This window comes from Lentzea sp. NPDC051208 (assembly GCF_040682435.1).
Classification (GTDB): Bacteria; Actinomycetota; Actinomycetes; order Mycobacteriales; family Pseudonocardiaceae; genus Lentzea; species Lentzea kristufekii.
Genome location: NZ_JBFBAW010000034.1, coordinates 12,138 through 28,361, shown reverse-complemented (window position 1 = coordinate 28,361; position 16,224 = coordinate 12,138). Strand labels below are relative to the sequence as shown.

Genomic DNA, 16,224 nt, shown 5'->3' with positions numbered 1-16,224 from the left:
GCGCACAGCCGGCCGAATCCCGGCCACCGCAAGCTCACGCAGGGGTCCCCCGCCCAGGGGGACCCCTGATTTCAACTATCCCAGCCAGCACCGACAATTTCGCGTCCGCGCAGGTCAGCGCACAACTTCGTAGACCGCCGGCATCGGCAGCGCACGACAGAACGCCCAATCCGCACGGTGCCCGGCCGCGATCAGCGCACGCGTCAGAAACGTCCCGTGCGACCCCACCAGCACCGTCACGTCCGGATACTCCGCAGCCATGCGCGCCAACGCTTTCCCTGCCCGCGAGGTCAGCGCGTCGAGACTTTCCCCCACCCCGTGCGCGGATCCCGGATGAGCCCAGCTGTGGGCGTACCGCGCCTCCCAGTCCGCGCTCGGCAGCAGTCCCGACTCCCACTCCCGCAGCTCCGGCCACGTCGTCACCGCAAGACCCAGCGCGTCGGCGGCAGGCGTGACGGTCTGCACCGCGCGCAACTGCGGGCTCGACAGCACCGCGGCCGGCTCGTAGGCGACGAGGCGCTCGGCCAACGACCTCGCCGCCTCCACACCTGCGGGCGTCAGCGGGCGCTGGTCGTCGTCGGGCACGCCGAAGGGCGGCGGCACGGACTGCGCGTGGCGCACCAATACGATTCGCGTCGTCACAACACACCATCTTGGGGGAACAGGATGTTCGTGAAATCGCTGGGCACAGAGGGCGCCGAGCTCAGGCCGCTGGAACCGTGGCACGCCGAGGAGTTCTTCGCGCACATGGAGCGCGGCCGGGAGTTCATCGGGCGGCACATCGGGTTCGCGGACAAGGCGAAGGACCTGGAGAGCACGCGCGAGCTCCTGCAGAGCTACGCGGACAAGGCGGCGGCCGACACCGGGCGGATCTTCGGGATCTGGCTGGACGACAAGCTGGTCGGCGGCGTGCTGCTGCGCGTGATGGACGTCCCGCAGGGCCGCGCCGAGGTCGGGTGCTGGCTGGAGCCGGCCGCCACCGGCAAGGGACTGGTCACGCGGGCGTCGAAGGTCCTCATCGACTGGGTGATTCGCGAGCGCGGCGTGCATCGGGTTGAGTGGCTGGTGTCGTCGGCGAACGCGCCCAGCATCGCGGTCGCGCGGCGGCTCGGGATGAGCAGGGACGGGGTGCTGCGCTCGTACTTCCTGCACCGCGGGGTTCGTCAGGACCTCGAGGTGTGGTCGGTGCTGGCGCCGGAGTGGGAGAGCTGATGGACGACCTGGTGCTGCTGCACGCCTTTCCGCTCGACGCGCGCATGTGGGACGTGCCGGGCGCGCTGACGCCGTCGCTGCGCGGCAGCGGTGAACCCGATCTCGACACCGTCGCCGAACAGGTGCTCGGCGTGCTCGACGAACGGAAGCTGGACCGCGTCGTGCTCGGCGGCTGCTCGATGGGCGGCTACGTGGCGATGGCGTTGCTCAGGCGTGCGCCGGACCGCGTCAAGGGCCTGGTCTTCGTCGACACCAAGCACACCGCGGACACGCCGGAAGCGGCCGCGAACCGCCACGCGATGGCGGACCGCGTCGAACGCGAGGGCGTCGGCGAGTGGCTGGCGGACGCGATGCTGCCGAACCTGCTCGGCCCGGACGCGTCGGACACGGCGCGGGCGTCGGTGCGCACCATGATCCTCGACCAGCAGGCCGAGGACGTGGCGTGGTGGCAGCGCGCGATGGCGAAGCGGCCGGACTCGACGGACGTGCTGGAGTCGCTGAACGTGCCGTCCCTGGTGCTCGTAGGCGAACACGACAAGCTCACGCCGCCCGACGTGGCCGCGAAGCTCGCCGTGACGCTGATGCACTCCACGAGCGAACGCATCGAGGGCTCGGGCCACCTGCCGCCCGTCGAGCAGCCGGACGAGTTCCGCTTCCGGCTCGAACGGTGGCGTGCGCAGACAGGGATCTAGGGCTTACCAGCGGCGCGCGGCCGGCCATCGCCGGCCGCGCGAGTTCCAGCACGCCTGGTGCCAGTGCCGGCGTTCCTCCACCGAGCCCGTCTCCCGGGCGGGCCACGCCACGACGTGTGCGACGCCGGGGCGGATCTCGTGGTCGCAGCCGGGACAGCGGTAGGTCTTCTGCGCCTGCGCGCCCGAGATGGCGCGGACCAGCCAGTCGCCGTCCGGGCCCGACTCGGTGCGCGCCCAGCCCACACCCCCGCCGAGGGGACGGGAGTCGTCTGGCTTGGGGCTGTTGCGGCGTGGCACGACAACACGTTAACCGCTCGTAGAATCGGGGCGTGCCGACCTACGAGTTCCGTTGCCGAACCTGCGACGACACCTTCGACGTGCAGCGCCCGATGAGCGAGTCGTCCGCGCCCGCGAACTGCCCCGAGGGCCATCCCGACACGGTGAAGCTGCTGTCCATGGCCGGTATCGGCGGCACGCAGCAGGCCGCGCCCGGTGGTGGTGGCGGAGGTTGTTGCGGTGGAGGGTGCTGCGGCTAGCGCCGGATCTTGAAGAGGTAGACCACGCTGGCGGCGAGCAGTGCCGCGGCGAGGGGGACGTGCAGCGCCGTGAGGTGGAAGAGGCCGCTGAAGACCTGAGCGGTGATCAGCGCCAGAAAGCCTGCTGCATACCCGATGGGCTGAGGTGGCCCGCCGCCCGGCCGCCACGCGAGAAGCGCGACCACGACGTGGACGACCGCGACGACCCACAACGTGTACGAGCCGGCGCTGTGCAGGACGTGCCCGTACGGGAGGGTCATCATCAACCCCGCGGTGACGGACTGGAGGAAGACGGCTGCGGTCTGCAGCGCGACGGTGGCGTGCAGGAGCTTGCGGTTGGCGGGTTCCGCCGTGGTGTGCGTGGCCATGACAGTCCGACGACGCAGCATCCGGAAATGTGAGGCGGGGCCTTGGCTGACGCTGGTGTGCACGCGATCGTGAGCGAACAGCGGCAACTGCTGAACCTCGCCTACCGCCTGCTGGGGTCACTGGCCGACGCCGAGGACGCGCTGCAGGAGACCTACGCGCGGTGGTACGCGCTGTCACCGGACCAGCGGGACACCATCGAGTCCCCGGGAGCGTGGCTGACGAGGGTGGCCGGCCGCATCTGCCTGGACGTGCTGGGGTCGGCCAGGGTCAGGCGGGAGCGCTACGTCGGTGAGTGGATCCCGGAGCCTCTCCCGGACCGGGAGGAATGGGGCGGCGGGCCCGACCCTGCGGACCGCGTCACCCTCGACGAGTCGGTCACCATGGCGTTCCTGGTGGTGCTGGAGCAGATGACCCCGGCGGAACGGGTGAGCTTCGTGCTGCACGACGTCTACCGGTTCCCGTTCGCGGAGGTCGCGCACATCGTCGGCAGGAGCCCTGCGGCGTGCCGGCAACTGGCCACGTCCGCGCGACGGCGGGTTCGCGCAGCGCAGCGCGACGAGATCCCGGCCGCGCGGCAGGCGGACGTGGTGCGGGATTTCAAACAGGCCTGGGAAGCGCAGGACATCCAGGCCCTGATCGCCTTGCTGGACCCGGCCGCCGTCATGATCGCCGACGGCGGCGGACAGGTCGGCACGGTGCTGAAGCCGGTGGAAGGCCGCGAGCAGATCGCCCGCTACCTCATCGGCATCGGGAAGATCGCGCCGGGTCTGACGATCCTCGCCAGGACGGTCAACGGCAGGCCGGGCCTGGTGGCGACCTGGGACGGCGTCGCGGTGACGGTGGCGGCCGTCGAGGTGGAGAACGACCGGATCACCAGGATCTGGGCGGTGCGGAACCCGGAGAAGCTGAAGCCCTGGCGAACCGCGGGACAGGACTAGGACGTCTCGCGGTCGATCATGACCTCGGCTACCTTGCGGCCCTGCTCGCAGACGTCGCCGAACTTGCCGCTCGAGTCGATGACGATGATGCCGAGCCCGCCACCGCTGTAGGGCAGGGCGAGCACGCACGACGGTTCGACCTCCTGCTCGCCCGTCCGGTCCAGGTACGAGACCTTGTGGCCCTTCACGTCCCAGTCGCCGGTGGTGCGCTCGATCTTGATCGGCGTGCCCTCGCGGAAGCGCAGGGAGACACCGACTTCGACGCCGTCGATCTTCGTCGTCCAGCGGCACGACTCCTCGAACGTCGAGTCGTAGTTGATCTGCGTGGGCGGCGTTTCGGCCTTGGCACCGGGGTAGGGCAGGTCCGTCCACTTCAGCTTGGCGCAGTGGGGCGTGATCTCGCCGTCGATCGGCGCGGACTCCGGGTCCTCGGACTCACCGGGCTCGGCACTCGGGTCCGCGGACCCCTCCTTGTCGAACGGAGAGGCCACGTCGAGAGGGGCCTGCGCGACCGGACTGCCCTCGACGATCGCACGCGCACATCCGGACGCGAGCACGAGGACAGCCAACAGGAGCACCAGTCGCCGCATGGCTCCCACCATGCCAGACGCGACATGGTGCCCCTGTGAGTGCCTCACGAGTAGTCGCGGAACCCCTTGCCGGTCTTGCGGCCGAGACGACCGGCCGTGACCAGGTGCTCCAGCAACGGCGCCGGCGCGAAGCCGGGCTCGCGGAACTCGTTGTAGAGCGTGCGCTGGATCGCCAGCGACACGTCCAGACCCACGACGTCGAGCAGCGCGAACGGTCCCATCGGCAGACCACAGCCGACCTTCATCGCGTTGTCGATGTCGTCGGCCTCGGCGTAGTGGGCCTCCAGCATCTTCACCGCGTCGTTCAGGTACGGGAAGAGCAGCGCGTTGACGATGAAGCCGGCCACGTCGCCGCAGTGCACCGGGTGCTTGCCGAGGTCGAGGCAGATCCTGCGGGCCGTCGCGACCACGTCGGCGCCCGTGGAGATCGTCTCCACGATCTCCACCAGCTTCATGACCTGCGCGGGGTTGAAGAAGTGCAGGCCCACGACGTCCGCCGGCCTGCTGGTGGCCGCCGCAATCTCGATGACCGGCAGCGAGGACGTGGTCGTCGCGAGCACCGCACCGGGCTTGCACACCTCGTCGAGCGCCGCGAAGACCTCCTTCTTGATCCCGATCTCCTCGGCCACCGCCTCGACGACCAGGTCGCAGTCCGCCAGTTCCACGAACTCCACGGCGGGCGAGATGCGGGCGAGCGTCGCGTCGCGGTCCGCCTCGGAGAGCTTGCCCTTGCTGACCGCGCGGTCGAGCGACTTGCGGACCGCGCCGATCGCCTTCTCCGCCTTGTCCAGACCGCGCGCCCGCAGCACCACGTCGTACCCGCGCTTGGCGAACACCTCGGCGATGCCCGTGGCCATCGTGCCGGTGCCGATGACACCGACCCGCTGGACCTCACGCGCCTGCGTAGCACTGTCCACTTCGGACGGCGTGTGCACGTCCTCGACGACGACCGGCGAATCAGGCCCGTCGTAGGTGTAGAAACCGCGCCCGGTCTTCCTGCCGAGCAGGCCGGCCGTGATCATCTGCTTCAGCAGCGGTGCCGGCGAGTGCAACCGGTTGCGCGACTGGTGGTACATCGTGTCGAGGATCTCGTAGGCGGTGTCGAGACCGATGAGGTCCAGCAGCGCCAACGGTCCCATCGGGTAACCGCACCCGTACCGCATGGCCGCGTCGAGGTCCTCGCGCGTCGCGTACTTGGACTCCAGCATCTTCACGGCGTGGTTGAGGTAGGGGAAGAGGAGGGCGTTCGCGATGAAGCCCGCCCTGTCCCCGATCACGACCGGCGACTTGCCCAGCCGCTCGGTGAACGCGACCACGTCGGTGATCACGTCCGGCTCCGTGACGACCGTGCGCACGACCTCGACCAGCTTGAGGACCTGCGTGGGGTTGAAGAAGTGCAGGCCGACGACCTTGCCGGGCCTCTTCGTGACGACACCGATCTCGGTGATCGACAACGACGACGTGTTGGACGCGATGATCGCCTCGGGCTTCAGGACCTCGTCGAGGTCCTTGAAGATCCGCGCCTTGAGCTCGATGCTCTCCGGCACCGCCTCGATGACCAGGTCGCAGTCCGCGAGGGTGCCCAGGTCGAGGCTCGTGCTGACCCGGCCGTGCAGCGCGGCGCTCTCGTCCGCGGTCAGCTTCTCCCGCTTCACGGCCCGCTGCGTCGAGTGCTCGAGGTGCCCGAGACCGCGCTCGACGCCGGCCGCGTCGACTTCCACCACCTTCACGGTGAGCCCGGTGCGCGCGAGTACCTCCACGATGCCCGCGCCCATGGTTCCGAAGCCGACGACTCCGACGGTGTTGATTTCGCGCGCCACTGCAGACCTCCCTGCGGGGTAAAGCGTGGGCTACCAAGGAGTAACTTGCGGGCGACTATGCCACTCCCAGCGCCGGCGGGCGTCGTGAGCTTCGCCATCGGGATCGAAACAGTTATCGGTCTAGCAAACGCCTGGAACCGGCCTTTTGCCTGATGAACCCTTGTGGGGGAATTGAGGGTTCCGCCATCTGAGGTCGAGTGACGGTTTGGTCGGGGCCGTGTCGGGGCAGAGGACCGGCGGGTGGAGGGAAGGGCGGGGCCGCGGGGGGAACGGGACCGCAGCGGGGTTGGACTCCACCGGCGCGGGGCGCGAGCCGGGTGGCGGGGTGGGGCCCGGCGCGGGTGGGGCCCGGTAAAGGTGGGGCCCGGTAAGGGTGGATCGGAACGGGTCGAGGCGGCCGAGCTGGATCACGGTGCCGGATGGCGCGAGCAAGCCGCACCGGCCGGGCAGCGGTAGTCGGCTGCGGTAGGTGGACAGCAGGCGGGGTGGACAGCAGTGGCAGCGGGTCGCGACCAGGGCAGGTCACGACGCCAGGGAGCACACCGCAAGAGCGCACTGCGCATCCGGAACGGCAGGTGGCGACCCGCGGCTTCATCGCGCCACTGCAGCCACGCGACAGCAACTCACCACCCGACAGCCTCGCGCCGCGCAGACTGCTGCCCCGCAGCCTCCCCGCCCCGCAGCCTCCCCGCCCCGCAGCCTCCCCACCGCGCAGCCGATCACCTCGCAGCCGATCACCGCGCAGCTGATCACCTCGCAGCTGATCACCTCGCCGCCGATCACCGCCCACCGATCGTCGCCAGCGAAGGACTACCGCGCGGCCCGATCGCCACGCCAACGATCGGCGTCAGCCGTCAGCCGTCAGCCGTCAGCCGCCAGCCGTCGGTCGTCAGTCGTCAGTCGTCAGTCGTCAGTCGTCGAAACCCCTCTCCGCCAGCTCCTCGATGCGCCGCACCGCCTCCCCCGCGTCCTTGCCCGTGGCCACCACGGTGATCGGCTTGCCGCCGGGCGCGCTCAGGCCCATCAGGGCCAGCACGCTTGCCGCGTTCGCCTCCTCGTCGCCGTAGCGGACCACTACGTCGGCGTCGAGTTCCGCGACTGTGCGGGCGAGCAGGGCTGCTGGGCGGGCATGGAGGCCCACCTCGTTGGTCAGCAACACTTCTGCCGACACGCTGTCCGGCACCAGGTGCAGTGCCGGGCGGGTGGGCGCGGCCACCGGGGCCTCTCCTGAGGCGCCTTCGGCGGCGCTCGCCACGTCGGGTAACGGGGCGCCTCCCTGGGCTGTCACGGCTGCCGCCACGGCACCTTCCACCAAGGGGGCGTCCACCACCGAGTAACGGGAGGGGTCGTCCGCTGACTCGACGGCCATCTCGGCCGTCATCTTGGCGCTGCCCAGGTCGTAGAGCACGACCACGCCCGCGCCCGAGTCCGCGTCGGCCAGGGCCTCGACCACGGCGCCGTAATCGGTGCCCAGGCCGCCTTCCTCGGTGCCGCCCACGGGGAGCACTGTGACGTCCGGGGCCATCTGGACGGCCAGTTCCGCCACGCCGTTGGCCAGCATGTCGCTGTGCGAGACGACCACCAGGCCCACCCGGCTCGCAGGTACCGCCGCCGTCATGCCTTGGCCGCCGCGTCCGCGAAGGCGCGCAACAGCAACGCCGTGGACCTCGCGCCCGGATCCATGTGGCCGGCGCTGCGCTCGCCGAGGTAGGAGGCGCGGCCCTTGCGCGCCACCATCGGCACGGTCGAGGAAGCGCCCTCCGCTGCCGCGTCGGCCGCTGCGGAGAGGGTCGCGGCCACCGTGCCCTCGGCGCACGCCGCGGCGGTCACGGCCGGGGTCAGGGCGTCGACCATCGTCTTGTCGCCCACCACCGCCTTGCCGCGCGCGACCACGCCCTCGAGCGCGGCCTGCAGGGCTCGGGCCACCGTGTCGGGGTCCAGTTCGGCCGCGTCGCCCACCGCGGCTGACGCGCGCAGGAAGGCGGTGCCGTACAACGGGCCCGCCGCGCCGCCGACCGTCGAGATCAACGTCGTGGCGGCCAGCTTCAGCACCTTGCCGGGCGTGTCGGGTGGCTCGGTGTCCAAACGGGACAGCAGCGCGGTGAAGCCGCGCTTCATGTTCTCGCCGTGGTCGGCGTCGCCGATCGCCTGGTCCAGGCGCACCAGTTCGTCGCGGTGCTCCTGGACGACGGCCCCGGCGGCTCGCAGGGCCGCCACGACGTCCGCTGCCGTGCAGCCCACCTCAGACTCCCCACCGCAGCGCGGGCGTGTGGACCGGCGCGTCCCACAGCCCGACCATCTCCTCGTCGAGGCGAAGCAGCGTGAGGCTCATCCCCTGCATCTCCAGGCTCGTGATGTACGGGCCGACCAGCCTTCGTTCCACCGTGATCCCCCGATCAGCCAGCAACTGCTCCGCGATGCCGTGCGCCAGGTACAGCTCCAGCAGCGGTGTCCCGCCCATCCCGTTCGTGAAGAGCAGCACCCGATCGCCTGACGCGAACGGCAGGTCTTCCAGGATCGGGTCGAGCAACGCCGAAACCATCTCCGCGGCGGTACCGGCCTTCACCTTCTGCCGGCCCGGCTCGCCGTGGATGCCGATGCCGATCTCCATCTCGTCGTCGGCCAGCTCGAACGACGGCGAACCCACGTGCGGCACCGTGCACGCGGTCAGCGCGAGGCCCATCGACCGCACCGACGCGATCACCCGTAACGCCAGCGCCTCGCAGGCGGCCAGATCGGCACCGCGCTCGGCCGCCGCGCCCACGATCTTCTCCAGCAGCACCGTGCCGCCGACGCCGCGACGCCCGGCCGTGAACAGGGAGTCCTTCACCGCCACGTCGTCGTCGATCACGACGGACCGGACCTCCGACTCCGCGAGCTCGGCGGCCATCTCGAAGTTCAGCACGTCGCCGGTGTAGTTCTTCACGATCAGCAACGCGCCCGCGCCACCGTCCGTCCGCGACACGGCGTCGACCACCTGGTCCGACGTGGGCGACGTGAACACCGGGCCCGGACAGGCCGCGTCGAGCATGCCGCGCCCGACGAACCCGCCGTGCAACGGTTCGTGGCCCGACCCTCCACCCGAGATGATCGCGACCTTGCCCCGCACCGGCGTATCCGCGCGCACGACGACGGCCGGGTCGTAGTGCACGGTCAGCAGGTCGGAATGGGCTGCCTGCATGCCCCGCAGCGCGTCCTGCACCACGGTGTCCGGATCATTGATGATCTTCTTCATCGAACAGCCCTCCCGAGAAGTCGGTGCCGTGTTCCTTCTTACTCCGGGGGTCTGACACTCGGAACTGGCAAACGACCCGCGTACCGTTAGGCCGCCCTAAGAAATGCAGGTCAACATCACGTTCCGTAGTGGAGGAACAACGTCGTGTCGAAGAGAGCAGCGCTGCTCGTAGCAGTCGCCCTGACCCTGACCGCCTGCTCCAGCACGCCGGACAAGCCCACCGTCGCCCAAGGCGGCGAGGACTTCGGCAAGGCGTACGAACTGAGCAACGGTTTCGGCACGACGCAGAAGCCCGGCGAGTTCCCCCGCACGATCAAGCACGCGATGGGTGAGACCAAGCTCGAGAAGAAACCCGAACGGGTGATCGTGCTCGACACCGGCGAACTCGACAACGTCGTGGCGCTCGGCATCAAGCCGGTCGGCATCGCCTACACCGACGGCTCGCCGACCATGCCGTCCTACATCGGCGACAAGGGCGGCACGCCGGAGAACGTCGGCACGACCAACAACCTCAACCTCGAAGCGATCACCAAGCTGAACCCGGACCTCATCCTGGGCTCGCAGCTGCGCGCGGAGGCCCTCTACCCGAAGCTCTCGGCGATCGCACCGACGGTGTTCAGCGTGCGCCCCGGCTACGTGTGGAAGGAGAACTTCCTGCTCAACGCCGCCGCGCTCGACCGCCAGGCCGACGCCGCGAAGATGCTCGAGGACTACACGAACAAGGCCACCGAGACCGGCAACGCCATCGAGAAGAAGCTCGGCGTGCGCCCGACGGTGACGGCCCTGCGCTTCATGCCCGGCCGCATCCGCCTCTACGCCAAGAAGTCGTTCATCGGCACGATCCTGATCGACGCCAAGATCGGCCAGCCGACCTCGTCCCAGGTGGACGACCTGGCCGCCGAGGTCAGCGCGGAGCAGATCAGCAAGGCCGACGGCGACTTCATCCTCTACTCCACCTACGGCGACCCGGCCAAGACCGCGACGGGCGCCGTCGTCGGCGGCCCGCTGTGGAGCGGCCTGAACGCCGTCAAGGCGGGCAAGGCCAAGCCGGTCCTCGACGAGACCTACTTCCTCGGTCTCGGCGTGCTCGCCGCGGACGTCGTCCTGGACGACATGAAGAAGCAGCTCGGCGTCTGAGACCTGACGCGGATGCTCTTCGGCGGCTCAGCGACCGAAGAGCATCCGCGCGAGGCGCAGCATCTGCTTGCCCGCCATGGACGGCCTGTCGAACGTCGCCATGTCGATCAGCGACTTGAACTTCAGCTTCGTCACGGCCTTGGCGTAGGCGAACTCGCGCAGCCCGTCCTCACCGTGGATGCGCCCGAACCCGGAGTCGCCGACACCGCCGAAGGGCAGCCCGGGAATCGCCGCGTAGGTCAGCACGGAGTTGACCGAGACCATTCCGACCCGCAGCTCGGCGGCCAGCTCCTCGCCACGCGACTTCGAGAACACGGCGGCACCCAGCCCGTACTTCGACTGGTTCGCGAGCCGCACGCCCTCCAGCGCGTTCGGCACCCGGTTGATCACCACGGTCGGCCCGAAGGTCTCCTCCGTGACCGCCAGCGAGTCCTCCGGCACGTCCACGAGCACCACCGGCTCGACGTACGGCGGCCTGATCGAGTCCGGCCCGCCCACCAGGGCCTTGCCACCGCGGTCCAGCGCGTCCTGCACGTGCTCGCGGATGATCTCCACCTGCGACGGCATCGTGATCGGCCCCAGGTTCGCGTTCGGCTCGCCGCCCGGCTTGAGCTTCTTCGCCCGCTTCACCACGATCTCGGTGAACTCGTCGGCGACGGCCTCGGCCACGTAGATCCGTTCCACGCCCGCGCACGTCTGGCCGGCGTTGGACACCGCGCCCCAGATCGCGGCCTCGGCGGCAGCGGCCAGGTCGGCGTCCGAGTCGACGATCAGCGCGTCCTTGCCACCGCACTCGACCAGCACCGGCGTCAGCGACGTCGCGGCGGCGGCCATGACCTTCTTGCCGGTCCGGGTGGAACCCGTGAACGCGATCTTGTCGACACCCGAGGCGACCAGCGCCGCACCCGTCTCGCCGAAGCCCGTGACCACCTGGAACACCGGGTACTCCGGTACCGCCTCGGTGAACGTCGACGCGAGGAACGTGCCGACGCCCGGCGTGAACTCCGACGGCTTGAACACCACGGCGTTGCCCGCGGAGAGCGCGTACGAGATCGACCCCATCGGAGTGTGCGCCGGGTAGTTCCACGGCCCGATGACGCCGATGACGCCCAACGGGCGGTACTCCAGCGTCGCGCCGTGGTTGAACATCAGCATGCCCGCCGACACCCGGCGCTTGCCCAGCACGCGACCGGCGTGCCGCGAGGCCCAGTGCAGGTGGTCCATCACCAGCGCGACCTCGACGCGGGAGTCGTCCGCGGGCTTGCCCGTCTCCGAGCTGATCAACGCGATGAGCTCGTCCGAGCGCTGCGAGAGGATCTTGCGCCACGCGTCGAGCTTGGTCTTGCGGCCCTCGAAGCCGAGGCCCGCCCACCACGCTGCGGCCTCGCGCGCCGAGGACACGGCGTCCTCGACCTCGGCGGCCGTGTGAATCGGGTGGTGTGCGACGACCTCACCCGTGCGCGGGTCCAGTGATGCGAACCGCCGCTGCTCGCCATCGGCCGACAGCGCGCTGTCCGAAGCGGTCTGCGTCATGAGAGCTCCTCTGGTACTCGCCAGTAACCTCGACACTAACGCGTACTCGGGGAACTTTCAGCCCCCGCCTGGTCCCGCGCGGAGCGGTCAGGCCTGGGGCAGTGAAGGAAGAACCGCCTTGGCGAACGTCTGCGCCGCCTGGCAGCGATCCAGCTCCTTCTCCTTCGAGGCCGCGACGATGAACTCCACGATCTCACCCGCGTCGGCCTGGTCCCTCGTCCGGATCAGCACCAGCTCGCACGTCGGGAAAGCCCCGTCCCTGAACGACTGGTAGCCCTTCAGCCCGCCACCGAGGTCGGTCTCGACGGACTTGGAGTCGAACTTGCCGTCCTTCGGGATGCGCGCCGTCTTGAACTCGATCTGCATCTGCGCGCTCTGCCCCGTCCACGAGCACTGGTGCAGACCGTACGGCAGCGCCCGCGGCGACGCACCGAGCACAGGCGCGAGTGTCGACTTCTCCACGATCGCGCACGGGTCGACCTCGACCGGTGAGCCCTTCGGCGGGCTGTACTTCTGCGGGTTGCCCTTGAGCTTGCGCACGGCACCTTCGAGCACCTTGCGCCCCGGCTCGCACGCCTCGCCGCCGTCGGTGCCGGTGTTGACCTGCAGGCGCACGGCCTGCGCCGGGTTCTCCTGCGTCACGGCCGAGATGAAGCACGACGTGCTGTTGAGCTTCTGCTCACCGCTCTTGAGGCCCGCGATCTGCTTGGTCGCCTTCTTCAGCTCGCTGGACGTCAGCGAGTAGCCGATGTCCAGCGTGAAGTTGAGCGTCTTGCCGGCCTTGTCCTTCATGTAGTTCGAGCAGCGCGTGTAGGAGCTGCTCGAGTACTTCGACGGCGTGCCGACCGTCTGCAGCAGTTCCTTCTCGATCAACGCGCACGGGTTGATCAGGCGCAGGCGCTCGGGCGCGAACGCCGGATCGACCGGTTTGCCCGGCTGCGCGGACTGCTTGACCGACGGGTCGGTCGACGTCGACGTGTCCGCACCCGCCTGCACGGTGCGGCGCGGCGAGTTGGTCTTGGCAAGACCCGGCCCGGTCGCACAACCGGCCATCAGCAACGCGGCGGCGGCGACCACAGCGGTGGCACGAAAACGAGGCACGACGTGCACGGTAGCGACCTTCGCGCGCCTTCGTGGGCGGTACCCCGAGTTACGCCGTGGCACATGTCACCCTCAGCTACGGGAACGATTCAGAACATCAACGCGCTGTACCAGGTGAAGACCCCGACAGAAGGAGAGACGTGCGCAACCGAATCCGCCGCGCATTCAACTGGCTCGACGCGTGGACGATCGAGGCCTTCAACCCTGTTTACCCCGGTCGTCCCCAGTCATAGCTCCTTGAGCGGCTGCTTGTCCGTGTCCGCGAACTGAGGGCGCAGCATCGCCCACACGGCGAACACCGCCGACAGCACCACCATCGCGATGCCGGCCCACAGGTTGATGTTGACCCCTTCGGCCTTCTTCAGGTCCTCGTCGGTCGTGAACCCGAACCCGATGACGACCAGTACAACGCCGTACAGGCCGAAGAGGAAAGCGATGATCAGTCGCAGGTCGAACAACCTCATGACAGCCTCCCTCAGCCGAAGATGAAGTAGAGAACGGTGGTCAGGGCCAGCACTCCGCCGCCCAGCAGGGCGGGCGAGCGGTACCAGCCCGCGTCCTCACCGGTGGTGGAGTGCGCCCTGTCCGCCTTGGGCGTGAGGCTGTAGACCAGCCCGACGAGCTCGCTGTCCGGCTTGGGCCTCGTGACCATGGTGACCGCGGCGCTCACGACGATGTCGACCACGAACGCGAGACCGGCACCGAGGAAGCTCGCGCCCTGACCGGGCAGTTCCAGCAGGTTGATGCCGAACGACGGCTCCGAGATCGCGTAGATGAAGATCGCGGTGAACGTGCCCGCGAGCAGACCGACCCACCCCGCGGTCGGCGTCATCCGCTTCCAGAACATGCCGAGGATGAACGTCGCGAACAGCGGCGCGTTGAAGAACGAGAACAGCGCCTGGATGTAGTCCATGATGTTGGACCCGCCGAGCGCCGCCGCGATGAACGCCGTGCCGATCGCCAGGACGCACGCGCCGACCGTGGCGAGACGGCCGATGCGCAGGTAGTACTCGTCCGGCTTGTCCTTCTTGATGTAGTCCTGCCACAGGTCGTACGTGAAGACGGTGTTGAACGAGCTGACGTTCGCCGCCACACCGGCCATGAAGCTCGCCAGCAGACCCGTGATCGCGATGCCGAGGATGCCGTTGGGCAGCAGGTCGCGCATCAGCAGCGGCAGCACGTCGTTGTAGGCCACGCCACCGCTCGTGTCACCGGCCTTGAGCTGGGCCATCTCCGGCACGATCACCGCGGCGATGATGCCGGGGATGATGATGATCGCCGGGATCAACGCCTTCGGGTACGCGCCGATGATCGGCGTGCGCTTGGCCGCGGACATCGACTTCGCGCTCATCGCGCGCTGCACCTCGGCGAAGTTCGTCGTCCAGTAACCGAACGACAGCACGAAGCCGAGACCGAACACCAAACCGACGACACTCCACACCGGGCTGTTGATGCCGGTGAGTTCTGTCGCGGGCCAGGCGGACAGCTGCTCCTGGTCCGTGACCTTCTCGACGATGCCCTGCCAGCCGCCGACCTTGATCAGGCCGACGATCGTCAACGGCGCCAGCGCGGCCACGATGACGAAGAACTGCAGCACCTCGTTGTAGATGGCCGCGCTCAGACCGCCGAGCGTCGTGTACGCGAGCACCACCAGCGCCGCGACGCAGATGGACACCGGCAGCGGCCACCCGAGCAGCGCGTCGATGATCACCGCGAGCGCGAACAGGTTGATGCCCGCGATCAGGATCTGCGCGACGGCGAAGCTGATGGCGTTGACCAGGTGGGCCGGCTTGCCGAACCGGCGGCGCATGAACTCGGGGACGCTGCGCACTTTCGAGCCGTAGTAGAACGGCATCATCACCAGACCGAGGAACACCATCGCGGGGATGGCGCCGATCCAGTAGTAGTGCACGGTCGCCATGCCGTACTGCGCGCCGTTCGCCGTCATGCCCATGAGCTCGAGCGCGCCGAGGTTCGCGGAGATGAACGCGAGCCCGGTGACCCACGCCGGCAGCGACCGCCCGGACAGCAGGAAGTCGAGGCTGGAGGAGACGGATCGTCGTGCCATCACGCCGATGCCGAGAACCACCACGAAGTAGATGAGGAGCAACGCGTAGTCGATCGGTCCCGCGTCAAGCCGCAGGTCCGCCTCGGCCAGCACCGACATCGACACTGCCCACCTCCAAGCCTTTCAACAAAGTCGAACAGAAACGACCAGGAGAGGACAGTACTCCAGGTGAGCGAGTTCCTACCCCGTGTGGATGATCACCAAACCACGAGGTGGCCGGAGTCGCTCGCTGAAGCTGGGCGGCTGGTGGACCGGACGGGACGAAGCACGACGAGCCTGGCACCGCGCGGGTGCCAGGCTCGTGAGCTGACTGCTCAGAACAGCCGGAACTCGTCCGGCTCGATCCCGCGCAACGCGTCGTAGTCCAGCACCACGCACCGGATCCCGCGGTCCTCGGCCAGCACCCGCGCCTGCGGCTTGATCTGCTGCGCCGCGAACACGCCCTTGACCGGCGCCAGCAGCGGATCGCGGTTGAGCAGCTCCAGGTACCTGGTCAGCTGCTCGACGCCGTCGATGTCACCGCGCCGCTTGATCTCCACGGCCACCGACTTGCCACCGGAGTCGCGGCACATCAGGTCGACCGGGCCGATCGGGGTCGGGAACTCGCGCCGCACCAAGGACCAGCCGTCGCCCAGCGTTGTGACGTGCTCGGCGAGGAGCTTCTGCAGGTCGGCTTCGACGCCGTCCTTCTGCAGGCCGGGCTCCGGGCCGAGCTCGTGCTTGGAGTCGTGCAGGACCTCTTCGAGGGTGATGATCAGCTTCTCCCCCGCCTTGTTCTGCACCGTCCAGATGTCCGGGTCCTCGATCAGCCAGCAGGGCGGGCTCATCCAGTTCAACGGCTTGTACGCGCGGTCGTCGGAGTGGATCGACACCGAGCCGTCGGCCTTGATCAGCAGTAGTCGCTGAGCCATGGGCAGATGGGCGGTGAGCCGGCCTACGTAGTCGACCTTGCAGCGAGCGATGACGAGACGCACCGCGACAGGCTACGGGGTG

18 protein-coding genes are annotated in these 16,224 nt (G+C 69.0%); 5 read left to right on the top strand and 13 right to left on the bottom strand.

Features of this window, described 5'->3' with window-relative positions:
• Nucleotides 1–114: 114 nt before the first annotated feature.
• Nucleotides 115–642: a histidine phosphatase family protein gene (locus tag AB0M48_RS43615; protein ID WP_363854644.1), complete on the bottom strand. Its 528-nt coding sequence runs from the start codon at nucleotides 640–642 to the stop codon at nucleotides 115–117.
• A 24-nt stretch (nucleotides 643–666) separates the two neighbouring features.
• On the opposite strand from AB0M48_RS43615, the gene AB0M48_RS43610 reads away from it, so the two are divergent.
• Nucleotides 667–1,212: a GNAT family protein gene (locus AB0M48_RS43610; protein WP_363854642.1), complete on the top strand. Its 546-nt coding sequence runs from the start codon at nucleotides 667–669 to the stop codon at nucleotides 1,210–1,212.
• On the top strand, nucleotides 1,212–1,904 hold the full coding sequence (locus AB0M48_RS43605; protein WP_363854639.1) for an alpha/beta fold hydrolase: 693 nt from the start codon (nucleotides 1,212–1,214) through the stop codon (nucleotides 1,902–1,904). The genes AB0M48_RS43610 and AB0M48_RS43605 overlap by 1 nt, the downstream gene beginning before the upstream one ends.
• Before the next feature lie 3 nt (nucleotides 1,905–1,907).
• On the opposite strand, the gene AB0M48_RS43600 is transcribed toward AB0M48_RS43605, so the two are convergent.
• Nucleotides 1,908–2,201, bottom strand: coding sequence for a hypothetical protein (locus AB0M48_RS43600; protein WP_319987432.1), 294 nt, complete (start codon nucleotides 2,199–2,201; stop codon nucleotides 1,908–1,910).
• Nucleotides 2,202–2,233: 32 nt separating this feature from the next.
• Here AB0M48_RS43600 and AB0M48_RS43595 point away from each other — a divergent pair, with 32 nt between their 5' ends.
• Nucleotides 2,234–2,440, top strand: coding sequence for a zinc ribbon domain-containing protein (locus tag AB0M48_RS43595; RefSeq protein WP_363854636.1), 207 nt, complete (start codon nucleotides 2,234–2,236; stop codon nucleotides 2,438–2,440).
• Here the strand turns inward: AB0M48_RS43595 and AB0M48_RS43590 are convergent.
• The gene (locus tag AB0M48_RS43590) at nucleotides 2,437–2,829 is read right to left on the bottom strand and encodes a hypothetical protein (RefSeq protein ID WP_363854633.1); all 393 of its coding nucleotides are present in this window, start codon (nucleotides 2,827–2,829) and stop codon (nucleotides 2,437–2,439) included. The two genes, AB0M48_RS43595 and AB0M48_RS43590, sit on opposite strands and share 4 nt — an antisense overlap.
• Nucleotides 2,830–2,850: 21 nt before the next feature.
• On the opposite strand from AB0M48_RS43590, the gene sigJ reads away from it, so the two are divergent.
• Entirely contained in the window at nucleotides 2,851–3,747 is an 897-nt protein-coding gene (sigJ, locus tag AB0M48_RS43585) for an RNA polymerase sigma factor SigJ (protein ID WP_363854631.1), read from the top strand.
• Here sigJ and AB0M48_RS43580 read toward each other — a convergent pair.
• From AB0M48_RS43580 to dhaK, 5 genes are all read right to left on the bottom strand, one after another.
• Nucleotides 3,744–4,337 carry a DUF3558 family protein gene (locus AB0M48_RS43580; protein WP_363854628.1) on the bottom strand — a complete coding sequence of 198 codons (594 nt, stop codon included), beginning with the start codon at nucleotides 4,335–4,337 and terminating at the stop codon, nucleotides 3,744–3,746. The genes sigJ and AB0M48_RS43580 overlap by 4 nt on opposite strands.
• Before the next feature lie 44 nt (nucleotides 4,338–4,381).
• A complete protein-coding gene (locus AB0M48_RS43575) occupies nucleotides 4,382–6,157 on the bottom strand; it encodes a 3-hydroxybutyryl-CoA dehydrogenase (protein WP_363854625.1) in 1,776 nt (591 codons plus the stop codon).
• Nucleotides 6,158–7,067: 910 nt separating this feature from the next.
• Nucleotides 7,068–7,775: a dihydroxyacetone kinase phosphoryl donor subunit DhaM gene (gene dhaM / locus AB0M48_RS43570; protein ID WP_363854622.1), complete on the bottom strand. Its 708-nt coding sequence runs from the start codon at nucleotides 7,773–7,775 to the stop codon at nucleotides 7,068–7,070.
• Nucleotides 7,772–8,398, bottom strand: a complete 627-nt coding sequence (gene dhaL, locus AB0M48_RS43565) for a dihydroxyacetone kinase subunit DhaL (protein WP_363854618.1) — start codon at nucleotides 8,396–8,398, stop codon at nucleotides 7,772–7,774. Before dhaL ends, dhaM begins: the two co-directional genes overlap by 4 nt.
• Nucleotide 8,399: 1 nt before the next feature.
• A complete protein-coding gene (gene dhaK, locus AB0M48_RS43560) occupies nucleotides 8,400–9,392 on the bottom strand; it encodes a dihydroxyacetone kinase subunit DhaK (protein ID WP_363854614.1) in 993 nt (330 codons plus the stop codon).
• Between the two features lie 144 nt (nucleotides 9,393–9,536).
• Here dhaK and AB0M48_RS43555 point away from each other — a divergent pair, with 144 nt between their 5' ends.
• A complete protein-coding gene (locus AB0M48_RS43555) occupies nucleotides 9,537–10,529 on the top strand; it encodes an iron-siderophore ABC transporter substrate-binding protein (protein ID WP_363854611.1) in 993 nt (330 codons plus the stop codon).
• A gap of 27 nt (nucleotides 10,530–10,556) precedes the next feature.
• Here AB0M48_RS43555 and AB0M48_RS43550 read toward each other — a convergent pair whose 3' ends face one another.
• The 5 genes from AB0M48_RS43550 to nucS form a co-directional block, all read right to left on the bottom strand.
• Entirely contained in the window at nucleotides 10,557–12,062 is a 1,506-nt protein-coding gene (locus AB0M48_RS43550; protein ID WP_363854608.1) for an aldehyde dehydrogenase family protein, read from the bottom strand.
• 87 nt (nucleotides 12,063–12,149) lie between these two features.
• A complete protein-coding gene (locus AB0M48_RS43545; protein WP_363854605.1) occupies nucleotides 12,150–13,163 on the bottom strand; it encodes a hypothetical protein in 1,014 nt (337 codons plus the stop codon).
• Between the two features lie 227 nt (nucleotides 13,164–13,390).
• A complete protein-coding gene (locus tag AB0M48_RS43540; RefSeq protein ID WP_363854602.1) occupies nucleotides 13,391–13,627 on the bottom strand; it encodes a hypothetical protein in 237 nt (78 codons plus the stop codon).
• A gap of 11 nt (nucleotides 13,628–13,638) precedes the next feature.
• Nucleotides 13,639–15,330, bottom strand: coding sequence for a sodium:solute symporter family protein (locus tag AB0M48_RS43535; protein ID WP_363854727.1), 1,692 nt, complete (start codon nucleotides 15,328–15,330; stop codon nucleotides 13,639–13,641).
• 215 nt (nucleotides 15,331–15,545) lie between these two features.
• Entirely contained in the window at nucleotides 15,546–16,205 is a 660-nt protein-coding gene (gene nucS / locus AB0M48_RS43530; protein WP_363854599.1) for an endonuclease NucS, read from the bottom strand.
• Between the last annotated feature and the right edge of the window lie 19 nt (nucleotides 16,206–16,224).